Below are 18,508 nucleotides of genomic sequence, written 5' to 3' on the forward strand. Positions count from 1 at the left end.
AATGTATGCTTAAATTGCCTTGCGGTGCCATAATGAAACACCTGCATAGACATCTTGTTCCCACAAAATTAGGTTCCGCCTGTACCGGTAGCCTCTCCATTGTTTCCGGTACCAGCATTGCCGTTGGTTGAACCACTATTTTCCGAATGCTGTTCTGTAGGAGTCGGAGTCGGCGTTCCAGAAGTTTCTCCGCTATGTGTCGGCTGGTCTCCTGGGTCCTTGCCCTCCCCTATAACTGGTTCTGCGCTTGGCTCAGGCGTACTTGGGCTTCCCCCTGTGCTCGAGTTCTGTGAAGGCTCTGTGGACACTTCTGGAGTCGAGGAGGACTGTAGCTGCACAGTCACCTTAAGCTGCTGACCTGGCGATTGCTTAAGTGCAATGAACTTGGGCAGAGACACCTGGAGTGATACCTCATGCGCACCGGCTGCTAAATTACTGACGTCAGCAACAACGCTGATCTTGTCCACATTGAGTTGATTCAGCAGATCAGGAGCCCCCGATACTGTTAAAGAAAGGGTCTGATCAGCTGGATCAATTAGGGTGGCCTTCAGTCCGTCAGCCGCACCTTCCAGCTTTATAGGTACCCCTTCAAGGGTACGCTCCGCATTGTCGGAGGTCGTCACTGTCACATTGACCTTTCCCGGTTCGATTTTATCAATCCCAGCTGGTGGTACCAGCTCCACTTTGAACTGCTCCGTGCCGGCCGATTTAATTTGGCTAAGATTGACGGTCGCCTCGTAGGCTGTCAACGTTGCCAGTGCTTCTTTCTGACCATATACAGTTACCGTAGTCTGATCTGCCTTCACCTGAGACAATACCAATGATTCGGGCAGTTGACCAGTATAGCCGATCTCCAGCGGTACGCTTTTGAACGGAAGGGTGATTGGAATTTCGACTGAGACGTAAGCTGGTTTAATTACCGCATCCTTAATCTCATTCCCGTTGCTATCATAGGCGAACAGCTTCATTCGCTTCTCCTTGAAGGTCTCACTGTCACCGTCAAGCTCAACCGTCCCCTGCACCTTGGCGACCTTGCTCAGCTCACTAGCAGCGAGAGTGACCTCTGCTTCCCCTGTTGGCTGAATCACCGGTGTGCCGAGCTGATAGCCCTGAGCAGGCGTTCCTCTGGTCAATAGCGTAATAGGAAAAGCCTTCGTATTACGCAGCTCTACGTGCACATTCACTTCATCCGGCGTCAAAGACTCCAGAGTCACACCATTGGGAAGCGAATAGGACAAGGGAAGTCTGTTATCTCCGGGCTTCACCTTGCTAAGATCGACGCTCACCTTGTAAGAATCGGAGAACTTATAATTCAGATCCGACTTCTTCCCCCGGACCTCCATTCTCACACTATCGACATCCAAGGGGTCCATCACATATTTTTCCTCATCAAAGCCAGAGAGTTCGATCTTCACATTCTCAATCGTCTTCGACTCCATACGTGTGGTTGTCTGGGAGACGGGAGCCGTATCGGCATGAACCATAGCCCACAGGATAATCCCCAGCGCCAGCGCCAGAATCTTGTTGAAGTTATTGTTATTCATCCATTTATTCATCACGCTTGTCCCCCTTCCGTTTCCAGAAAGCAGAACGCTTCTCCTTAAGCGGAGAACTCGTGCTTAGTTCTTGATACAGCTTGGAAATCAGCGATTCTTCCTTGATATCCCTCACAATCTGACCATTAATCGCCAAAGAAATCTGTCCCGTCTCTTCCGACACCACAACCGACACCGAATCGGCCACTTCACTGATCCCGATCGCGGCCCGGTGGCGCGTACCTAGCTCCTTGCTGATAAACGGATTCTCGGACAAGGGCAAATAACAGGCCGCTGCCGCTATCTGATTGCCCTGCATAATGAGCGCTCCATCATGGAGTGGGGTATTGGGGATGAAAATATTGATCAGCAGCTCGGAGCTGACGACTGATCGCATAGCGATACCCGATTCCGTGTATTCGTTAAGCCCAGTGGCTCGTTCGAATACGATTAATGCCCCTATTTTTCGATGGGATAAATAATTCACAGCTTTAATAACTTCGCCGACCAGCTTGCTGACTTCCTCATCGTTCTCCGCACCACGTCCGAAAAACTTCCCTCGCCCGAGCTGCTCGAGACCACGCCTCAGCTCCGGCTGGAAAATTATGAAGATGGCAAAGACCCCAAACGTATAAATCTGATTCATCAGCCACTTCAGCGTATACAAATCAAGGATCGTGGCGAATGCCCAGATGAGCACAAGCACCAGAATCCCTTTTAACAACTGAACCGCCCGTGTACCCCGAACCATATTCAGCACTTTGTAGATGATATAGCTGACGATCAGAACATCTATAATATCTTTAAAGGACTCTTTCCAGGTAAGGTCCATGAAATAGCTCATTATCGCAAACCCCCGTCAATTCGAATTAGCTGGGTTTATTTATGTAAATGGCTAAACAGTGCCATAATATATCTAGGTTATAACGTTCACGCCCAGGTTGCAAGTTTAGCCCCCCCTCACAAATTTAGGATGCGCCAAAAAGGCAACAAAAAAGCGCCATCTTTCCGGAAAAAGAGGCGCAAAGGATATGCCTGCAAGGGGCCACTGCTTAACGGTAAGCAACTTCAGAGAACATGTTCGTCACTTTATACCAGATCCAGCCTACCGCTTGGTCTATGCTTTTGACTTGACCGGAAATATGGGCCGTTGAAGCCTGATACAGAGAGCCGTCGATAACCGTTACATTGCCGTTAACTTCCCCGTACACCTGAGTTTTGCCGTTCTCCACCGTAAGATCTCCGGTAATGATTTTGCCGGAAGGTACAATGACTGTATCTCCCTTGATAACAACCTGATCCAGGTTAGTCCCCCGAACCACCAGTTGTCTATCCTGATTCCAAAAAGAAACAGAGCTCATCAACATCACCAAAATAAAGATCGATGCCGCCGTAAGGGCGGGATGTCTCTTGATCCAGGTAATAAACCGCTTCTCCTTCTTGGACTTCGGTAAAGAATTCATTATCCGGCCTACAAGATCCTCCGACGCGACAGGACTTTGGTGCATTAGGGAAAACATCAACATATCGGTCTGTTCCAATTCATTGAACTTCGCACGGCATTCCGGGCAGGATAGAAGATGCTCCTTCAATTCCCTCTGCTGCTGTTCGGGCAAGTCGTCATCCAGGTAATCATGCATCATAGAGACGGCCAGTTTGCATTCCATAGGAGCCAATCCTTTCGTGAGTGCTATTTAATTATTCCAAGACAGGGTCGGGCGCATAAGACTTGCTCATCATACATACGTCCCTGGTCTGAAGATGTTTCATAATTTCATAGGTAATTTTTACATTTTGGAGCCTAATTTTTTACGTAAAAATTCACGTCCGCGGTGCACACGGGTCTTGATCGTGGTCACTGGCATATCCAGTACATCGCTGATCTCCTGAAGTGACAGATCCTGTAGATATCTCAGGATCATCACAGATCTGTACTTCACAGGCAGGCTGTCAATCGCCTCGTAGATGGTTCTCTGTGTCTCGGAGAGCAGTAGCTCTGTCTCCGGTGTTACATTGTCGCTCGGAATCATGGAATAGCCATCAATGCCATCCTGATCATTCATCTCCGCATCCAGCGAATAGGTCGGTTTGCGCTTGCGCAGCCGATCTATGCAGAGGTTCGTGCCGATCCGGTAGATCCATGTCGAGAATTTCTGTTTGTCATCATACCGATCGAGATTTCTGTAGACACGCAAAAACGTCTCCTGAACAATATCCTCCGCCTCATGGCGGTTGTTCAGCATCCGGTACGCCAAATGATAAATTTTGTCTTTATATAGTTCCACAAGCTCGGCAAATGCCCTTTGGTCGCCCTTCAGGGCGAGCTTTGTCAATCTGCCTTCCAAATTCTCCACCTGTCAACTCCCCCAGACTTGCCGCCCTTGGCATTCAAAACTACTGAATATCCACGGTACAAGCATTTAAATCGTAATTCAAGTTTGTGTAAAAATCAAGGATTGAAAACAAAAAAAGCCGTTCGCCCAGGCAAAGGGCGAACGGCTTGGTATCCATTGTAAACGAGAAATATAACGTGTTAATTCATCAGCCGGTGTTCCGAAGACCAGCAGCGACGCCATTGATAGTGAGTAGCACCTCACGCAGCAGATCAGCGTCATCCCCATCCTGATCGCGCAGCTCTCTAAGCTCGGACAACAACTGTACCTGCAGATAGCTAAGCGGATCGACATACGGATTCCGCAACCGGATGGATTCCTGAATAACCGGAACGTTGTCCAGAATATCCTGCTGACCTGTGATTTTCAGGATCAGCTCCGAGGTCAGCTTGAATTCCGCATCAATCTGACCAAAGATGCGCTGACGCGCCTCTTCATTCTTACCCATGCCGGCATATTCCTTCGCAATAACGAGATCCGCCTTGGCGATGGCCATTTGCAGCGTATCGATCAGTGTTGTGAAGAACGAGAACTTCTCATACATCGTTCTCAAGATGTTAAGATTCTCCTCTTTGCCGTCATAGAAGCTTTGCAGACCTGTTCCGGCAGCGTACCAGGCTGGAAGCAGATATCTGCTCTGCGTCCAGGCAAACACCCAAGGGATGGCCCGCAGATCTTCAAATCTGTCACTGTTCTTCCGCTTGGAAGGACGAGAACCAATATTAAGCTCGCCCACCTCAGGCAGTGGAGTCGACTCTTTGAAGAATGACAGGAAGTCTGGATCACGGAAGATCAGATCCTGATATTTGTTCAGGGAGACTTCCGAGATTTGCTTCACAATCTCTTCCCACTTGGACTCGTCCAGATCGGTTTGCGGCAATCTGGCATTAACTGCAGCCGTTACCAGCGCCGAAGTGGCTTGCTCCAAACTACGGTAAGCAATCCCCTTCATCGAGTAACGTGAAGAGATAACTTCACCCTGCTCCGTAATCTTGATGCCACCGCCGATCGTAGAAGCCGGTTGAGCCAAGATACTACGGTTCAGCGGCATTCCTCCGCGACCAAGCGCACCCCCGCGGCCGTGGAAGAATTTCAGCTTGATACCGAATTTATCGGCCGTAGCTGTGATTTCATTCAAGGCAACCCGCAGTTCCCAGTTAGCAGTAACCACACCGCCATCTTTGTTACTGTCCGAATAACCCAGCATAATTTCCTGCATATCATTCATCGCCAGTACCGCTTGACGGTATACAGGCAGATTGAATAGCGTCTCCATGATTTGTGGCGCTTCATGCAGATCATCAATGGTCTCGAAGAGTGGTACAGCCTGCAGGGTACATACGACCGTTCCGTCGTTGTCTTTGCGGAACAAGCCTACTTCCTTGGCGAAGACCATAACCTCAAGAATATCACTTGCTGCCTGTGACATACTAATGAGATAGCTGGTGATACAATTCTTGCCGTATTCATCCTGTGCTTTGAAGATGGTCCGATAGACTTCCAGACATTCTTCCGTGTTCTCACTATAATGCTGGTATGGAGAGGTCAACGGACGCGGATCGTTCAACAAGCTCTCGAGAAGCACAATTTTCTCTTCTTCTGCGAGTTTGGAGTAATCCGGTGTGATGTTCATTTTCTCCAGAATCTCAGTCATCGCATTCTCATGCTCTTGACTGTGCTGGCGAACATCCAGTGTAGCCGTATGGAATCCGAACAATTCTACTTGGCGGATTAGTTTCTTAATATAGGTATCGGCCACATAATCGGCATAGTGATGCCGCAGACTGCGGTCGATGATTTTTAGGTCGTGAATGAACGCCTCAGGCGAGGTATAACGTTCAGGTGTGCCTTTTTTCTCATCATCGAGCACATTCTGTGTCTTAGAGATCATATAGCTCAGCTTGATACGGTAAGGCTCGTTGTCATTGCGCCAAGCATCGCCACGAGTCAAACTGATGATCTCCCGGTCCTCCTCGATGGAATCCAGCAGCTCTTGTGTAACGGTCACAATACTGGTACTGAAGCTAAGATACTTCATCAGTTCCCGCATAATCCGTTGGTATTCCCGGATAGCCAGCTTGCGCTGCATTTGCAGTGTCTGTAGAGTCACAGCGGCCTTCACCGACGGGTTACCATCACGGTCGCCACCGATCCAGGAGCCAAAACGCAGATACGTAGGCACATGCCAGTTCTGACCCGGATAATATTTACTTAGACATCGTTCAAGTTCTTCATATACATCCGGCAAGACGTGGAAAATGGTCTCATGGAAATAGTACATTCCGTTACGAACTTCATCCAATACTGTAGGCTTACGATCACGTAATTCATCCGTTTGCCACAGCGTGATGACTTCATTCAACAGTTTCTCACGAAGCTGTTCCCGCTCCCGGAAGGTTAAGGTAGGATTATCAAGGTACATAACATCGTCGGCTATCCGTTTATGAATATCGAGAATGGCCCGGCGCATCGCTTCCGTCGGGTGGGCTGTAATGACCAGCTCCAGAGACAGGCCTTGTATAATTTCCCGGACCTCTTCATGCGAAAAATCACGTTCCCGAAGTCCTTGAATCGCACTTTCTATAGAACCAGGTTGTACAGTTTCCCCGGCTGACCGCTCATAATCACGTTTGCGGCGAATCCGATGGTTCTGTTCGGCAATATTCACCAATTGAAAATAAATGGCAAATGCTCTTATAACCTGATGACGATTCTCCGAGTCCAGAGAATTAATTAACTCCTTAAATTCACTGTGCAGTTCAGGTAAAAACAATGAGCGCAAAGACTTACTGGTCTCGCGGATCTTCTCCACGATTTCCAAAAGTTCGTTGCCGCCTTGGTGAACCAAGACCTCGCCCAAAATGTTCCCCAGGAACCGTACGTCCCGCCGCAGCAGATTGTTTGAGTTGCTTTTGCTAACGGTAGTCGTAAGTTCGGTCATGCTGCTCCCTCCATCCTCTCACGGATCAATGTCTTTAGCATTGTCTCTTTAAAGCTTTCCTCATATCATACAATAAAACCGCCCGGAAATCTTCAACTTTATTACGCGGTAAAGCGATACAGTAATTTTGATTATACACGAATTTCTCCATTAATACAGTCATTTCATCATAATGTATTTCTACATATTATACGGGATATCGTCAATTGCGTATTCCACTCTGCTCTTTTGACTGCAGAAGATCTATAAATATTCCCATAAGTGGAGAGAAAAATCGGTCCCGGTGATAGGAGCAGAAAATATGCCGCTGGAAGTGATAATTGGGAATACTTCGCATCACTAGCCTTCCCCTGGCCACCTCATCCTCTACTGCCATTCTGGAGATAAAAGACACATGTTTTCCACCCAGCAGGGATTGTTTGATGGCTTCCAGTGAATCCAACAGCAGCGAAGCCCGTGGTTCGAAACCTCCCTGCTGGAACCATTTATTGGTCAGTTGCCGTGTGCTCGACTCCATGTCGTGAAGAATAAAGCTTGCAGATGCAATCTCTGCCGGCTGCAGCACGCTTCGGGAAGCCAGAGGATGGTCGGGTGAAAAGACAAGCACCAGTTCATCTTCGCATAAAGAGCTACTGATAAGGCCTGGCTGTTCAAAACGCTCGGTGGAGAGTATGCCGAGGTCAATCTCATGGCTCAGCAGCATCTCCTTGATAGCGAGGGAGGGCTTTACTGTCAAAGAAATTGTCGTTTTGGGGTAATGCTCGTTGAACCCACCCAGAATTTCCGGCAGCAGATAAGTGGCTGGTACATAGCTTGCGCCGATTTTTAGCGTACCACGCCCCGCGTTCCCGAACTCCTTCACCACCCGCCCAGCTTCTGCGGCCAGCGCATTGATTTTGACAGCATAATGGAGGAAGGCCCGCCCACTTTGCGTCAGGATCATTTTGTCCATCCTCGATTCAAACAGCTTCTCACCCAACTGCTCCTCCAAATTCTTCAAATGATAGGTAACGGTTGGCTGCTTCAGCCCAAGCGCTTCGGCTACAGGTGTGATTTTCTTATGCTTGTCCAATAGCTCTACAATTTGCAATTTAATTAAATTCAGGTTCACTCTTATCCTCTCCCTCATACGGCTAGATCCATCCTAGCATAGAAAAATTCTATGAGTGTTAAGGGAATTGCATGAAAAAGTTAATAACGACGTTACACTGTGCAAACATACCGGGAAACCTTCTTCTTTACACTAAGTACATACCAAGACAATTGATCAAAAAGTAAAAATTAAATATTTATGACAGGGAGAAAGAAATGAACGAGTTGATCATTCGCAATCTTGCCAAAAGCTTCGGAGATGTTCAAGCCCTGAAGCCGGCAACTCTACACATCAAGGCAGGAAGCTTCACGACATTGCTCGGACCGTCCGGCTGTGGCAAAACCACGTTGCTCCGTCTGCTCGCAGGTCTTGAGACACCAGATGCAGGAGAGATATTGGCGGATGGCGAGCCCATTTATTCAGCTTCCCGGAGAGTCAATCAGCCGGTTCACCGCAGAAACTTCGGGATGGTCTTTCAAGACTTTGCGCTCTGGCCGCATCTGAGCGTCTTCGAGAATGTTGCCTTTGGACTGCGAGCAGCAAAGCAGAAACAGGATTTGCGTGGAAGGGTGCTGGAGGCGCTACGGACAGTCAGGCTGGACGGGCTGGAGGAGCGATATCCTCACCAATTATCAGGCGGACAGCAGCAGCGGGTAGCCTTTGCCAGAGCAGTCGTTACACGCCCACGACTTGTCCTCTTCGATGAGCCGCTGAGCGCTTTGGACGCCATACTTCGTGATGAAATGCGAGTCGAACTAATCTCGCTAGTCAAGAACATTGGGATTACGGCCTTATATGTAACTCATGACCAATCCGAGGCCATGTCGATGTCAGACGAAGTCGTGGTCATGCAAGGCGGCCATATTCTCCAGAGCGGATCACCTGAGGAAATCTACCGGACGCCAGGGCATCCTTTTGTCGCACGATTCATTGGTAAATCTAACTGGGTCATCCCGGATCAGCAAATGCTTCGTCCAGAACAGCTCCGCTGGTCCAAGGAGGACGATGCCAATCTGTCCTTTCATGGAACCATCAGGCACGTCAGCTATATGGGCGATCGTTACGAAATGATCCTGGATATGCAAGAGATGGGGCAATGGATTGCCTATCATGAACAGCGGCTGCGCGTCGGCGATAACGTATGTCTGTATGCTTCTCCGGGGCAAATTCACAAGCTGAATTCATCCGGAAGATAACTTTTGCAATGAACACCAAACTATTATATGGAGGTATTATCAATGAAAAAATGGGTCAATCAGAAACGGATCAGTAGTCTTCTTCTCACCACAGTTTTGGGACTAAGCCTTGCAGGCTGCGGCAACGCCAACACTCCATCGACAACAGATGCGGCCAACAATAATGGAGCGACCGGGAGCACAACTGCGGATCCAACCGCCTCTCCTGCTGGGACAAGCCTTAGCGGTAGCCTCGTCGTATATAGCGCAGGCCCTGAAGGCCTGGCGAACAAGATCAAGGAAGGTTTTGAAGCAAAGACTGGAGTAAAGGTTGAGATGTTCCAAGGCACCACCGGTAAAATCCTTGCCCGCATGGAAGCGGAAAAATCAAATCCGGTCGTAGATGTCGTGGTTCTGGCCTCCCTTCCTTCGATGCAAGGAATGAAAAAAGACGATTTGCTGCTTCCATATAAAGAAGCCGTTAACTCGGACAAGCTGGTGAGCGACTGGTCTGATCCAGACGGTAGCTATTTCAGCTATAGCGCCTCCGCACTTGGCATTGTTTACAATACGAAGAAAGTAACTACTCCTCCAACTTCCTGGTCGGATCTCGGCAAGCCAGAGTGGAAAGGACAGGTTAACATCCCCGATCCATCGCTGTCTGGCTCGGCGCTTGATTTCATGACTGGGTATCTTAGTGCCCAAGGAGAATCCGGCTGGGACCTCTTCAAGCAATACAAAGCTAACGGAGTAGCGATGGCTGGCGCTAACCAGGAAGCGCTTGATCCAGTAATTACAGGTGCGAAGTCCGTAGTCGCTGCAGGTGTGGATTACATGGCTTACAAGGCAAAGGCTGCCGGTGAGCCGATCGATATCGTCTATCCTGCGGAAGGAACGGTCATCAGCCCACGTCCGGCTGCAATTATCAAAACAAGCCCAAATGTAGACAACGCCAAAGCTTTTATCGATTACCTGCTTTCTGATGAGGCCCAAGCCATGGTCTCCAAGGCATACCTTCTGCCAGGCCGCACAGATGTTAAAGCTGAGGGACGCGCCAACCTGGAAGAAATCAAGACCTATGATGTGAAATGGGACTGGATGAACGACCACGGCGATGAGGTCTCCACTACCTTTACGGATCTGTTCAAATAAGCATTATGAAGAAGTCTTCTGTACGTCCCTTTCAATGGAGAGGGGGCAGTCTGGCACTGGGGATATTGGCGATCCTGGTGCTGCTGCCGCTGCTCCTCATTTTCTGGACAAGTATTTATCCAGGCGGCAGGCTTGATATTGCTGCTCCCTTAAAGACCATTATGAACAACAGCGGATTGATAGAAGTTCTATTAAACTCGCTAGGTCTGGGAGTTAGTGTTATTGCCCTGACTACCGTCTTCGCCCTTCCACTAGCCTGGATTATGGCGAAAACGTCTATCGGGCGTCATCGCTGGCTGGATGTCGTTCTGTTGATTCCTTTCATGACACCGCCCTATATCGGTTCTATGGGCTGGATGCTGTTTATGCAATCCGGGGGTTATATGGAGCAGTTGCTGCCCGCTTCAGCGGCGGTTACTCCCTATTTTTTCTCCTACTGGGGCATGGTTCTGATAATGAGTCTGCATTTATTCCCTTTTCTCTATCTTCTGCTGCGTAATTCGCTGCTGCAGATTGGCGGCAGTCTGGAAGAGGCCGCTGCGGTTCATGGCGCATCTTTTGCTTATAAGAGCAGAAAAGTAATCCTCCCCTTGTTATTATCCAGTTATGGGCTGGGCGCGCTGCTGATCTTTGTCAAAACGATTGCTGAATTCGGAACACCAGCAACCTTTGGCCGCAAAATCGGTTTCTATGTTCTCACCTCCGAAATTCACAGATACATCGCCAGTTGGCCGATTGATTTCGGTAAAGCTACCTCATTAGCTTCAGTATTGCTGGGGGTATGTTTGGTCATGTGGTATATCCAGACCTTGATTAGCAGTCGTTACTCCTACCGTCTGGTTGGCGGCAAAGGAATGCGTAGCAAAAGCAAAAGCAAAACCTCAGGGGGACTTGCAGGTCTGGCCAGTTGGGGGTATCTAGTATTCCTGTTAATTGCTTCGATTGGGGTGCCTTATTTCTCCATTATTACCGCTTCGCTGCTCAAACTGCGGGGAGAAGGCTTGTCTTGGGGGAATTTGACGCTGAATCATTATCGGGAGCTGCTGTCCCCCGGTTCTCCGGGAATGCACGCGCTAATCAATAGCTTAGGCCTGGCCGTGGCTGCTTCTTGTATTGCAGTAATTCTAGGCACCTGGTTTGGACTAACCATTGGCAAAGCCACGTCATGGAGGCAGAAGCTCACCGACCTTTTCAGTTTACTGCCGAATACCGTGCCAGGTATTGTACTAGTCGTGGGCCTAATTCTGTTCTGGAACGCTCGCTGGATGCCTATTCCGCTTTACAATACGTACGGCATGGTCGTACTGACTTATGTAGTCTTGTTTCTTCCTTATACCGTGCAATATGTAAAATCAAGCTACGGGCAGTTGGACCCCGCCCTGATGCAGGCGGGCCAAGTGTTCGGCGGCAGCCGGATATATGTCTTTAGGCGTATCCTGCTGCCGCTGATCCTGCCCGGCATGGCCGCAGGCTGGATGATGACCTTCACCATTTCCAATCGGGAATTGGTCGCCTCATTACTCATTCTGCCCCCTTCTATGCAGACATCGGCAACTTATATTTTCGCCCAGTTTGAGCAGGGTGCTGTCGCGCTCGGCATGGCTATGGCCGTCGTGTCTGTCGGCATCACCACCGCCTTGCTGCTGGCGATCGAATATCTAAACCCTGACAGAAAGCGGAGACAACGATGACTACACTAACTATATGGGGGGGCGCCGGGGAGCATGGGCGCTCCTCTTATCTTATCAGGAACGATCAAGCCGGCATTCTGCTAGACTGCGGAGTCAAAAAAGAAGCCGGCAGTGAATATCCATTGCTGGAAGTAGAGAAGATACCGGAGCTGCAGGCTGTATTCCTCTCCCATGCCCACGAGGATCACTCGGCTGCGCTGCCTCTGCTCTATAAATACGGATATAAAGGAAAGGTATGGACGACCCGGGAGACGGCGCTTCAGCTGCCGGATTATTTTACGGCTTGGCGTAACTACGTGACTGCAGGACCAACTCCCCTTCCTTTTGAAGAGGCAGATTGTGCAGCGATTGAGTATGCCTACCTGGAGGAACATACTGCCCCTTTAACATGGCTTAGTCTGACTCCAAATCTTCGTGTGATGTGGGGCCGCAGCGGTCACATGACCGGATCGATCTGGGTAGCTCTGGAGTGGGACGGTAAAATCATCTTCTTCTCTGGCGATTTCACTGGGGAATCCCAGTTGCTGGGGGTGGATGAACCGGGGTTGGGTTTGTTCCCTGCTGCCGTGCAAAAGAGCGAGGAGAACTCGGCTGAGAAGACAGTCGGGGAGAAGTCGGAAGAAATAGTTAAAGCGACACCGAAAACGGCAACTGAAGAGATAACTAAAAAGACAAATGTAGGAATAAATGTAGAGATAGACGAAGAGACCTTAGGAGAAGCAGGTGCAATGACCCTAACCGTTGAAAAGATGTCCCAATGTTCTATAGATCTCGCTATCATCGATGCTGCCTACGGCGTTGATCCCGAGACCCAGAGTGACAAGCTGCTACAATTGGCGTCCGCAATCCGCAGCACACTGGAGATAGATGGGACCGTACTGCTACCCGTTCCGCTCTATGGACGGGGTCAGGAGCTGCTCGTCTGGGTCGCGGAACAGTTCCCGGATACAACACTAATCGCAGAAGAAAGACTGCTCACACCTCTACGTGAACTTGAACAAAGCTCCTTCTGGCTCAGAGAGACAGCAGCCTCGCGTATTCAAGCACTGCTGAACAGTGACAAGCTGCACATCGTCTCAGATTCGGACCAGCGTAGGCAGGCTATGGCTCAATCAAATGGAACTGGAGCTATCATATTTACAGAGGATGGCATGCTAATCTCTTCCACAGCCCGCTGGTATTACGATCAGTTATCGACCAGCCGCAGCAGTCAGGTTATCTTCACTGGGCATCTACCGGCTGGCAGCTTTGCACAGGGACTGGTGACGTCCCCTCCTGCTGACGGGCCTGCCATTTCCTTAATCCGCTACAAAGTCCATCAGGGCCTGCCGGATATCCTAGACATGCTGCACAGCATTCCCAGCCATCAGAATGTACTCGTTCATGCACCCGATCATCATAATCGGCAGGCGATCACCCTGCTCCAAGAGAAGGGCGCTGCCGGATTGCATGCTCTTTTACCTGGAGACCAACTGCACTTCTAATTGAATCCACTTCTATGTAAAAGGCTGATACAACGGAATCTGCGATTCCTGTATCAGTCCTTTGTGTATTGCTCATTTTTTTAACGACTGCATGTAATTTCCACCGTCTTGGTCAGTGCATCGTAGCCCGTGACCTTCGCACCCAGTGATTCAACAAGCACTCTCACCGGCACATAAGTCACTCCCTTATCCAAAAGACCCTCAGCAATTTTAACACCATTAACTTTTACTGTGGCTAATTTTTTTTCTTCCATAGTCTGCTCCTTCGGCTCTTGTTGCGAAGTGATTAGTGACAATGGACCCCGGCTTGGTACGATCTTGTGTATACAGCGCATCCTGTTCGGCAATTGTACGCGCCCATGTGTGATAACAATAGGGATGCCACGTGCAAAACAACGCTCAAACAATATTGTAGAAGCGGTAAGGATAACATGATGCAAACCGGAGAGCCGAGATGCTGATTTACTTTTCACCTGAGTCAGTATCAGCATAATGTTGTTCTTCCTTTCTGTACGGCTTTTTAATATGAAAAAATTGGTCATAAGTTCCCGAACGGGTCAATACAGCTAGAGCCAGCAGTCCCGCTGTCATTCCTAGTTGAGCAAAGACCCAGACATATTGCAGCCAGCCAACGAGTTGGGTTACATCCGCTCCGAGTAGCACTGCCATCCGTACCAACAGGACAACCAGCATTTTGAACGTGTATGCCAACAGAAACAAAAGCATCGCCAGCATGAACACGCTAACTACACCTTTTTGAAATCGTTCGTAAAAATATTCCCTGTGGCAATGAATGATGTACCATGCGCAGGCGATAGCAACGCTATACAGCACCAGTAGTACGATATCAATCATGTTCATGATGATCCCCTCGATCATAAACTAAATATTTGGCGAACCGGTTGCGGTGGATCTCCTCCTGAATTTCCTGAGAGACGTTCTTATAGTGGCTTATGGTCAGTGTAACGCTGGTTGAGGCCCTGCGAAGCTCCATCTCTTTATGTGCATGCCGGGGGAGAAGCAGCCGCTGAATCCATTGTGACAGCATCCCTAACTCCCCCTGTCTTCCGTATGGTCAATCTTCAATTTTTTGAGAACATCCAGTGTTGGCTGCATGAATTCAGAGCGTTCCTTGTCCAAAATCGCCTGCAATCGGTCCCTGTCCTCTTCAGCTCGATCCAGCAGTTCCCGAGGCACTAGATTCCCTTTAACAATCGCCCGCAGCAGAACCATGACCACGATCATCAAGATGAACGCCACAATATAAGCAAGGCCATACTTATCTGCTAATGGCAGCAGCTTCTCCAGTTGCGCAAGATCTCCTTGTTCCATCCGCCCGCTCCCTTCTGTGATGTTGTGTGAATCCTATAATTGTTGAAAAAGCCCCATCTCTTTCATCCCTCCCGTTCCTAAATAAACAAAAACGGATAGCGGACCTGATATCAGGTCCGCTATCCGTTTAAGAACATGGCAGCTGAGCCAAGGAACTTTTCACCGCGCTCTTAGTTTTTCAGCCTTTGTGGCCTGATGTGTAGTGGAGCATTCATGCTCCTGAGGTGTCCTTTTGCTTCGTTTGCCATGTTATAATCATACCCCCTTATTTCGTGCACAGAGACGGTGATACGGCGAACTTCAGCAGAGCTTAAGGATGGAATAGAGCGGTTTTTAGTAGGGAACACCCGTTCTATTTTAATGCATAGATAGTATTAAGCCTGTCCCTTATCATAAAAAAAAGCTGCATCACCCACATTGCGGATGATACAGCTTAAAGTTCTAATAGTTTCAATAATTCGAGGCCCCGATCAGTTCCATGGATCTTTAAAAGTGGCTGATACTCTCTAAGGAGGTGCTGCCTCTTTCTAGCTTCTGCGACTTTGACGTAGCTTTTAAAAGAGAGTCCAGTGACAACAGCCCAAGGTCGGTTAAAGCCAGCGCCATTTTATAAAAAGCTTTGGAACGTATCTTCACGTAAGTGTCCTTGCTAACCGGCGGATCAAACACATGATTGTATATCGTGTAATCGTATGTCTCATCTCTTCTCATATACCGTTCTCGCACCAGTTGTTGTTCTCTTGTGTCCAGCCTGTCCACCACCGTGTCAATCGCGGCACAATAAGCTCTACGAGCTGCGGGCACATCCACATTATGTGTGGCGAGCGCTACCGTCTGATCTGTAGTGACATTCGTAGGACCATGAAATCGTTCTGTATAGGAATAAGTGATACTTGCCTCCTTGGCCTCAAAAGTAACTGTTTTGAAAATACGATATTTCTCCAGCATGCTTTCTATAGTGATCTGTGTCCGGCGACGGTCCAGTTCAGGTAAAGAAGATAGGTTCAGCACAGCATACACTCCTTTGTATTATATTTGCAGTATTTCTCCAAGATTTGTGGTAAAATTCTACTTGTTCGTATTTTGTTCGCCTTTTTCAATAATATACCACCTCTCTTCCAATTCCGTAAAACCCGATTTAAGGCTGTATGCGCCGGTTAATAGCTATTTTCCATCACTTTTCTTGCCTTTTGGCAATAAAACAGTCTTTGTTATTTACCTCTTGGCAAAAATGGCTTATATTATTTACAGCAGCTAACAGTGCAGAAGGAGTGGGTAGTGATGGAACAAGCATTTGGCCGTTTTTTAAAAGAGCTTCGCGAACAAAGAGGACTAACCATCAATCAGTTGGCATCCGCAGCAGGTATCAGTGGTTCACAAATCTCACGGATCGAGAATGGTCTGAGAGGAATCCCCAAGCCGGCAACCTTACGCAAGATCGCTGAAGCTACAGGGTGTTCTTATGAGGAACTGATGGAACAGGCAGGATATATACAAGATCAAGGTGCTGCTGAAGCCGAGATCGTTCCTGAGTGGGCTACAAGTAAGGACAAGCGTGACTTCCGCAAAATGCTGGAGGATGACGGTGAATTGATGTTCGATGGTATTCCACTGGATAAGGAGGACAAGCAGAGGATTAAAGACGTGCTCACCGGGTTGTTCTGGGAGGCCAAACAAATGAATAAGCGCAAAAAGCCTAAACAGGATTAAGTGTTCGAGACTTCCCTAGGATACAACAACAAATACACTAAACGTACTGCAGGTGAAGACAATGGATGAATTGATTAATAATCTGATTAAAAAATATAAAACCAACTGCCCCTTTGAAATTTCCAGAGCACTTGGCATTCACATTCGTTTTATGAATCTGGGGACAGGTACGAAGGGATTATATTATCGAAAATTAAGAAGAAGATTTATCGTCATTCATAATGAACTGCCTGTAGAATGGCAGCGATTCGTTTGTGCGCATGAACTGGGGCATGACCGGCTTCACAAAGGTATTAACCGTTTTTTCCTGGAAGAGAACTCTTACTTCGCCCCTGGTAAGCTGGAGCGGCAAGCAAATGCCTTTGCAATTCAGCTGCTGACTGCCAACTCTGAGCCAGAACAGGATGAATCACATCAAGGCTACTACCTGAGACTAGGTATCCCACCAGAGGTACGACTTTTTTTACAGGATTAATTAGAATGTAATTGCACAGGTTTGTTCTATCAATTTATACTGCCGATTTATACTATCAATCAGATGATTTAAATTGAGCCTCATCCTAGAATTAAGCTACTCTCTAGACCTATTCTCTAGACCTATTAGATTTTTTAGATTTGTTTAGATTTATTTAGACTTCTTTATGATTCTCTTTGCTTCTAAAAAGTATAGTGTCTTTGGATATCTCTCTTGATTGGAACAGGTTATATAACAAAAAAACTCTTACCAGAGTAAGAGTTAATTCATAATAAGTATCGGGATGACACGATTTGAACATGCGACCCCCTGGTCCCAAACCAGGTGCTCTACCAAGCTGAGCTACATCCCGAAAGTATAAGATTATGGAGCGGGTGATGGGAATCGAACCCACGCTATCAGCTTGGAAGGCTGAAGTTCTACCATTGAACTACACCCGCAAAAATTTAAAATCGGGATGACACGATTTGAACATGCGACCCCCTGGTCCCAAACCAGGTGCTCTACCAAGCTGAGCTACATCCCGATAATATAAAATGGCGCGCCCTGAGAGATTCGAACTCCCGACCTTTTGATTCGTAGTCAAACGCTCTATCCAGCTGAGCTAAGGGCGCAAAATTATGGAGCGGACGACGGGAATCGAACCCGCGACCCTCGCCTTGGCAAGGCGATGCTCTACCGCTGAGCCACGTCCGCAAATAAGTGGTGCGCGTGAAGGGACTTGAACCCCCACGTCGTTAAACGCCAGATCCTAAGTCTGGTGCGTCTGCCATTCCGCCACACGCGCAAAGTACTAATAAAAGTGAGCCATGAAGGACTCGAACCTTCGACACCCTGATTAAAAGTCAGGTGCTCTACCAACTGAGCTAATGGCTCATAAGTTAGGTGTCCCCGATAAATAATCGGATTCATCACCAAAGCTTAACTTCACTTGTTTAGAGTGAAATGGCTGGGGATATAGGATTCGAACCTATGCATGACGGAGTCAAAGTCCGTTGCCTTACCGCTTGGCTAATCCCCATTAATGGATACCTATATATTATCCAATATCTCTTCAATACTGAAGATGATAATGGTGGAGGCTGAGGGGATCGAACCCCCGACCCTCTGCTTGTAAGGCAGATGCTCTCCCAGCTGAGCTAAGCCTCCATATGTATAGTGACCCTTGATGGGTAACGATAAGTAAAATTGGTGACCCGTAGGGGATTCGAACCCCTGTTACCTCCGTGAAAGGGAGGTGTCTTAACCCCTTGACCAACGGGCCTTAAATTTGTGGAGCTCTCAACCGGATTCGAACCGGTGACCTCTTCCTTACCATGGAAGCACTCTACCTACTGAGCTATGAGAGCATGGCTCCCCGAACAGGACTCGAACCTGTGACAACTCGATTAACAGTCGAGTGCTCTACCAACTGAGCTATCAGGGAATAATGCTTGGCGGCGTCCTACTCTCCCAGGACCCTTCGGTCCAAGTACCATCGGCGCTGGAGGGCTTAACGGTCGTGTTCGGGATGGGTACGCGTGGAAC

Annotated in this window: 17 protein-coding genes, 12 tRNA genes and 1 rRNA gene; 6 read left to right on the forward strand and 24 right to left on the reverse strand. The window is 48.3% G+C overall.

Translation table 11 applies throughout. The annotated features are described in order from the left end of the window. Positions 1-68 precede the first annotated feature (68 nt). The 6 genes from AC3Y23_RS24980 to AC3Y23_RS25005 all read right to left on the reverse strand — a co-directional run bounded on the left by AC3Y23_RS24980 (position 69) and on the right by AC3Y23_RS25005 (position 7,980). On the reverse strand, positions 69-1,556 hold the full coding sequence (locus AC3Y23_RS24980) for a CdaR family protein (RefSeq protein ID WP_379204231.1): 1,488 nt from the start codon (positions 1,554-1,556) through the stop codon (positions 69-71). Beyond that, on the reverse strand, positions 1,549-2,379 hold the full coding sequence (cdaA, locus tag AC3Y23_RS24985; RefSeq protein ID WP_379204233.1) for a diadenylate cyclase CdaA: 831 nt from the start codon (positions 2,377-2,379) through the stop codon (positions 1,549-1,551). Before cdaA ends, AC3Y23_RS24980 begins: the two co-directional genes overlap by 8 nt. A 208-nt stretch (positions 2,380-2,587) precedes the next feature. Then, the gene (locus AC3Y23_RS24990; protein ID WP_175371809.1) at positions 2,588-3,202 is read right to left on the reverse strand and encodes a zf-HC2 domain-containing protein; all 615 of its coding nucleotides are present in this window, start codon (positions 3,200-3,202) and stop codon (positions 2,588-2,590) included. 120 nt (positions 3,203-3,322) lie between these two features. Next, on the reverse strand, positions 3,323-3,889 hold the full coding sequence (gene sigW / locus AC3Y23_RS24995; protein ID WP_379204236.1) for an RNA polymerase sigma factor SigW: 567 nt from the start codon (positions 3,887-3,889) through the stop codon (positions 3,323-3,325). 187 nt (positions 3,890-4,076) lie between these two features. After that, entirely contained in the window at positions 4,077-6,869 is a 2,793-nt protein-coding gene (gene ppc, locus AC3Y23_RS25000; RefSeq protein ID WP_379204238.1) for a phosphoenolpyruvate carboxylase, read from the reverse strand. Positions 6,870-7,071: 202 nt separating this feature from the next. Beyond that, the gene (locus AC3Y23_RS25005) at positions 7,072-7,980 is read right to left on the reverse strand and encodes a LysR substrate-binding domain-containing protein (RefSeq protein ID WP_379204240.1); all 909 of its coding nucleotides are present in this window, start codon (positions 7,978-7,980) and stop codon (positions 7,072-7,074) included. A gap of 197 nt (positions 7,981-8,177) precedes the next feature. Between AC3Y23_RS25005 and AC3Y23_RS25010 the strand changes: the two genes are divergently transcribed. Genes AC3Y23_RS25010 through AC3Y23_RS25025 form a run of 4 tightly spaced genes read left to right on the forward strand, consistent with a single transcriptional unit; the run spans position 8,178 to position 13,464 of the window. Further along, entirely contained in the window at positions 8,178-9,158 is a 981-nt protein-coding gene (locus tag AC3Y23_RS25010; RefSeq protein WP_379204242.1) for an ABC transporter ATP-binding protein, read from the forward strand. Between the two features lie 42 nt (positions 9,159-9,200). Then, positions 9,201-10,289, forward strand: a complete 1,089-nt coding sequence (locus tag AC3Y23_RS25015; RefSeq protein WP_379204244.1) for an ABC transporter substrate-binding protein — start codon at positions 9,201-9,203, stop codon at positions 10,287-10,289. A 5-nt stretch (positions 10,290-10,294) separates the two neighbouring features. Continuing rightward, positions 10,295-11,980, forward strand: a complete 1,686-nt coding sequence (locus AC3Y23_RS25020) for an ABC transporter permease (protein WP_379204246.1) — start codon at positions 10,295-10,297, stop codon at positions 11,978-11,980. Further along, positions 11,977-13,464 carry an MBL fold metallo-hydrolase gene (locus AC3Y23_RS25025; RefSeq protein WP_379204248.1) on the forward strand — a complete coding sequence of 496 codons (1,488 nt, stop codon included), beginning with the start codon at positions 11,977-11,979 and terminating at the stop codon, positions 13,462-13,464. The genes AC3Y23_RS25020 and AC3Y23_RS25025 overlap by 4 nt, the downstream gene beginning before the upstream one ends. 80 nt (positions 13,465-13,544) lie before the next feature. On the opposite strand, the gene AC3Y23_RS25030 is transcribed toward AC3Y23_RS25025, so the two are convergent. From AC3Y23_RS25030 to AC3Y23_RS25050, 5 genes are all read right to left on the reverse strand, one after another. Next, a complete protein-coding gene (locus AC3Y23_RS25030) occupies positions 13,545-13,955 on the reverse strand; it encodes a stalk domain-containing protein (RefSeq protein ID WP_379204250.1) in 411 nt (136 codons plus the stop codon). Next, positions 13,927-14,325 carry a hypothetical protein gene (locus AC3Y23_RS25035; protein WP_379204252.1) on the reverse strand — a complete coding sequence of 133 codons (399 nt, stop codon included), beginning with the start codon at positions 14,323-14,325 and terminating at the stop codon, positions 13,927-13,929. The genes AC3Y23_RS25030 and AC3Y23_RS25035 overlap by 29 nt, the downstream gene beginning before the upstream one ends. Continuing rightward, the gene (locus AC3Y23_RS25040; RefSeq protein WP_175371818.1) at positions 14,312-14,512 is read right to left on the reverse strand and encodes a hypothetical protein; all 201 of its coding nucleotides are present in this window, start codon (positions 14,510-14,512) and stop codon (positions 14,312-14,314) included. Before AC3Y23_RS25040 ends, AC3Y23_RS25035 begins: the two co-directional genes overlap by 14 nt. 2 nt (positions 14,513-14,514) lie before the next feature. Further along, positions 14,515-14,796, reverse strand: coding sequence for a hypothetical protein (locus tag AC3Y23_RS25045; protein ID WP_175371819.1), 282 nt, complete (start codon positions 14,794-14,796; stop codon positions 14,515-14,517). A 486-nt stretch (positions 14,797-15,282) separates the two neighbouring features. Beyond that, positions 15,283-15,804 (reverse strand): ArpU family phage packaging/lysis transcriptional regulator, encoded by a 522-nt coding sequence (locus AC3Y23_RS25050; protein ID WP_379204268.1) that lies wholly within the window; start codon positions 15,802-15,804, stop codon positions 15,283-15,285. Positions 15,805-16,077: 273 nt separating this feature from the next. Between AC3Y23_RS25050 and AC3Y23_RS25055 the strand changes: the two genes are divergently transcribed. Together AC3Y23_RS25055 and AC3Y23_RS25060 are read left to right on the forward strand one after the other, a co-directional pair. Beyond that, a complete protein-coding gene (locus AC3Y23_RS25055; protein WP_379204255.1) occupies positions 16,078-16,506 on the forward strand; it encodes a helix-turn-helix domain-containing protein in 429 nt (142 codons plus the stop codon). A 61-nt stretch (positions 16,507-16,567) separates the two neighbouring features. After that, positions 16,568-16,981 carry an ImmA/IrrE family metallo-endopeptidase gene (locus AC3Y23_RS25060; RefSeq protein WP_379204257.1) on the forward strand — a complete coding sequence of 138 codons (414 nt, stop codon included), beginning with the start codon at positions 16,568-16,570 and terminating at the stop codon, positions 16,979-16,981. 278 nt (positions 16,982-17,259) lie between these two features. Here AC3Y23_RS25060 and AC3Y23_RS25065 read toward each other — a convergent pair. From AC3Y23_RS25065 to rrf, 13 genes are all read right to left on the reverse strand, one after another. Next, positions 17,260-17,333: transfer RNA gene (locus tag AC3Y23_RS25065), tRNA-Pro, on the reverse strand. Between the two features lie 14 nt (positions 17,334-17,347). After that, a tRNA-Gly gene (locus AC3Y23_RS25070) sits at positions 17,348-17,421 on the reverse strand. A gap of 12 nt (positions 17,422-17,433) precedes the next feature. Then, positions 17,434-17,507: transfer RNA gene (locus AC3Y23_RS25075), tRNA-Pro, on the reverse strand. A gap of 11 nt (positions 17,508-17,518) precedes the next feature. Continuing rightward, positions 17,519-17,595 (reverse strand) — tRNA-Arg (locus AC3Y23_RS25080). Positions 17,596-17,602: 7 nt separating this feature from the next. Continuing rightward, positions 17,603-17,677, reverse strand: a tRNA-Gly gene (locus tag AC3Y23_RS25085). Positions 17,678-17,684: 7 nt separating this feature from the next. Continuing rightward, positions 17,685-17,768 (reverse strand) — tRNA-Leu (locus AC3Y23_RS25090). A 16-nt stretch (positions 17,769-17,784) separates the two neighbouring features. Continuing rightward, positions 17,785-17,857, reverse strand: a tRNA-Lys gene (locus AC3Y23_RS25095). Positions 17,858-17,927: 70 nt separating this feature from the next. Further along, positions 17,928-18,002, reverse strand: a tRNA-Gln gene (locus tag AC3Y23_RS25100). A gap of 52 nt (positions 18,003-18,054) precedes the next feature. Beyond that, a tRNA-Val gene (locus tag AC3Y23_RS25105) sits at positions 18,055-18,130 on the reverse strand. Positions 18,131-18,170: 40 nt separating this feature from the next. Continuing rightward, positions 18,171-18,245: transfer RNA gene (locus tag AC3Y23_RS25110), tRNA-Glu, on the reverse strand. Positions 18,246-18,254: 9 nt separating this feature from the next. After that, positions 18,255-18,330 (reverse strand) — tRNA-Thr (locus tag AC3Y23_RS25115). 1 nt (position 18,331) lies between these two features. Next, a tRNA-Asn gene (locus AC3Y23_RS25120) sits at positions 18,332-18,407 on the reverse strand. Between the two features lie 5 nt (positions 18,408-18,412). Beyond that, positions 18,413-18,508, reverse strand: a 5S ribosomal RNA gene (gene rrf, locus AC3Y23_RS25125); the annotation flags it as partial.

Source organism: Paenibacillus sp. MAHUQ-45 (assembly GCF_058133325.1).

Bases quoted from the DNA above. Each gene is read 5' to 3' on its own strand.
- AC3Y23_RS24980 (WP_379204231.1), bottom strand. From the start codon at position 1,556: ATGAATAAATGGATGAATAACAATAACTTCAACAAGATTCTGGCGCTG.
- cdaA (WP_379204233.1), bottom strand. From the start codon at position 2,379: ATGAGCTATTTCATGGACCTTACCTGGAAAGAGTCCTTTAAAGATATT.
- AC3Y23_RS24990 (WP_175371809.1), bottom strand. From the start codon at position 3,202: ATGGAATGCAAACTGGCCGTCTCTATGATGCATGATTACCTGGATGAC.
- ppc (WP_379204238.1), bottom strand. From the start codon at position 6,869: ATGACCGAACTTACGACTACCGTTAGCAAAAGCAACTCAAACAATCTG.
- AC3Y23_RS25010 (WP_379204242.1), top strand. From the start codon at position 8,178: ATGAACGAGTTGATCATTCGCAATCTTGCCAAAAGCTTCGGAGATGTT.
- AC3Y23_RS25015 (WP_379204244.1), top strand. From the start codon at position 9,201: ATGAAAAAATGGGTCAATCAGAAACGGATCAGTAGTCTTCTTCTCACC.
- AC3Y23_RS25020 (WP_379204246.1), top strand. From the start codon at position 10,295: ATGAAGAAGTCTTCTGTACGTCCCTTTCAATGGAGAGGGGGCAGTCTG.
- AC3Y23_RS25025 (WP_379204248.1), top strand. From the start codon at position 11,977: ATGACTACACTAACTATATGGGGGGGCGCCGGGGAGCATGGGCGCTCC.
- AC3Y23_RS25030 (WP_379204250.1), bottom strand. From the start codon at position 13,955: ATGCTGATACTGACTCAGGTGAAAAGTAAATCAGCATCTCGGCTCTCC.
- AC3Y23_RS25035 (WP_379204252.1), bottom strand. From the start codon at position 14,325: ATGAACATGATTGATATCGTACTACTGGTGCTGTATAGCGTTGCTATC.
- AC3Y23_RS25040 (WP_175371818.1), bottom strand. From the start codon at position 14,512: ATGCTGTCACAATGGATTCAGCGGCTGCTTCTCCCCCGGCATGCACAT.
- AC3Y23_RS25045 (WP_175371819.1), bottom strand. From the start codon at position 14,796: ATGGAACAAGGAGATCTTGCGCAACTGGAGAAGCTGCTGCCATTAGCA.
- AC3Y23_RS25055 (WP_379204255.1), top strand. From the start codon at position 16,078: ATGGAACAAGCATTTGGCCGTTTTTTAAAAGAGCTTCGCGAACAAAGA.
- AC3Y23_RS25060 (WP_379204257.1), top strand. From the start codon at position 16,568: ATGGATGAATTGATTAATAATCTGATTAAAAAATATAAAACCAACTGC.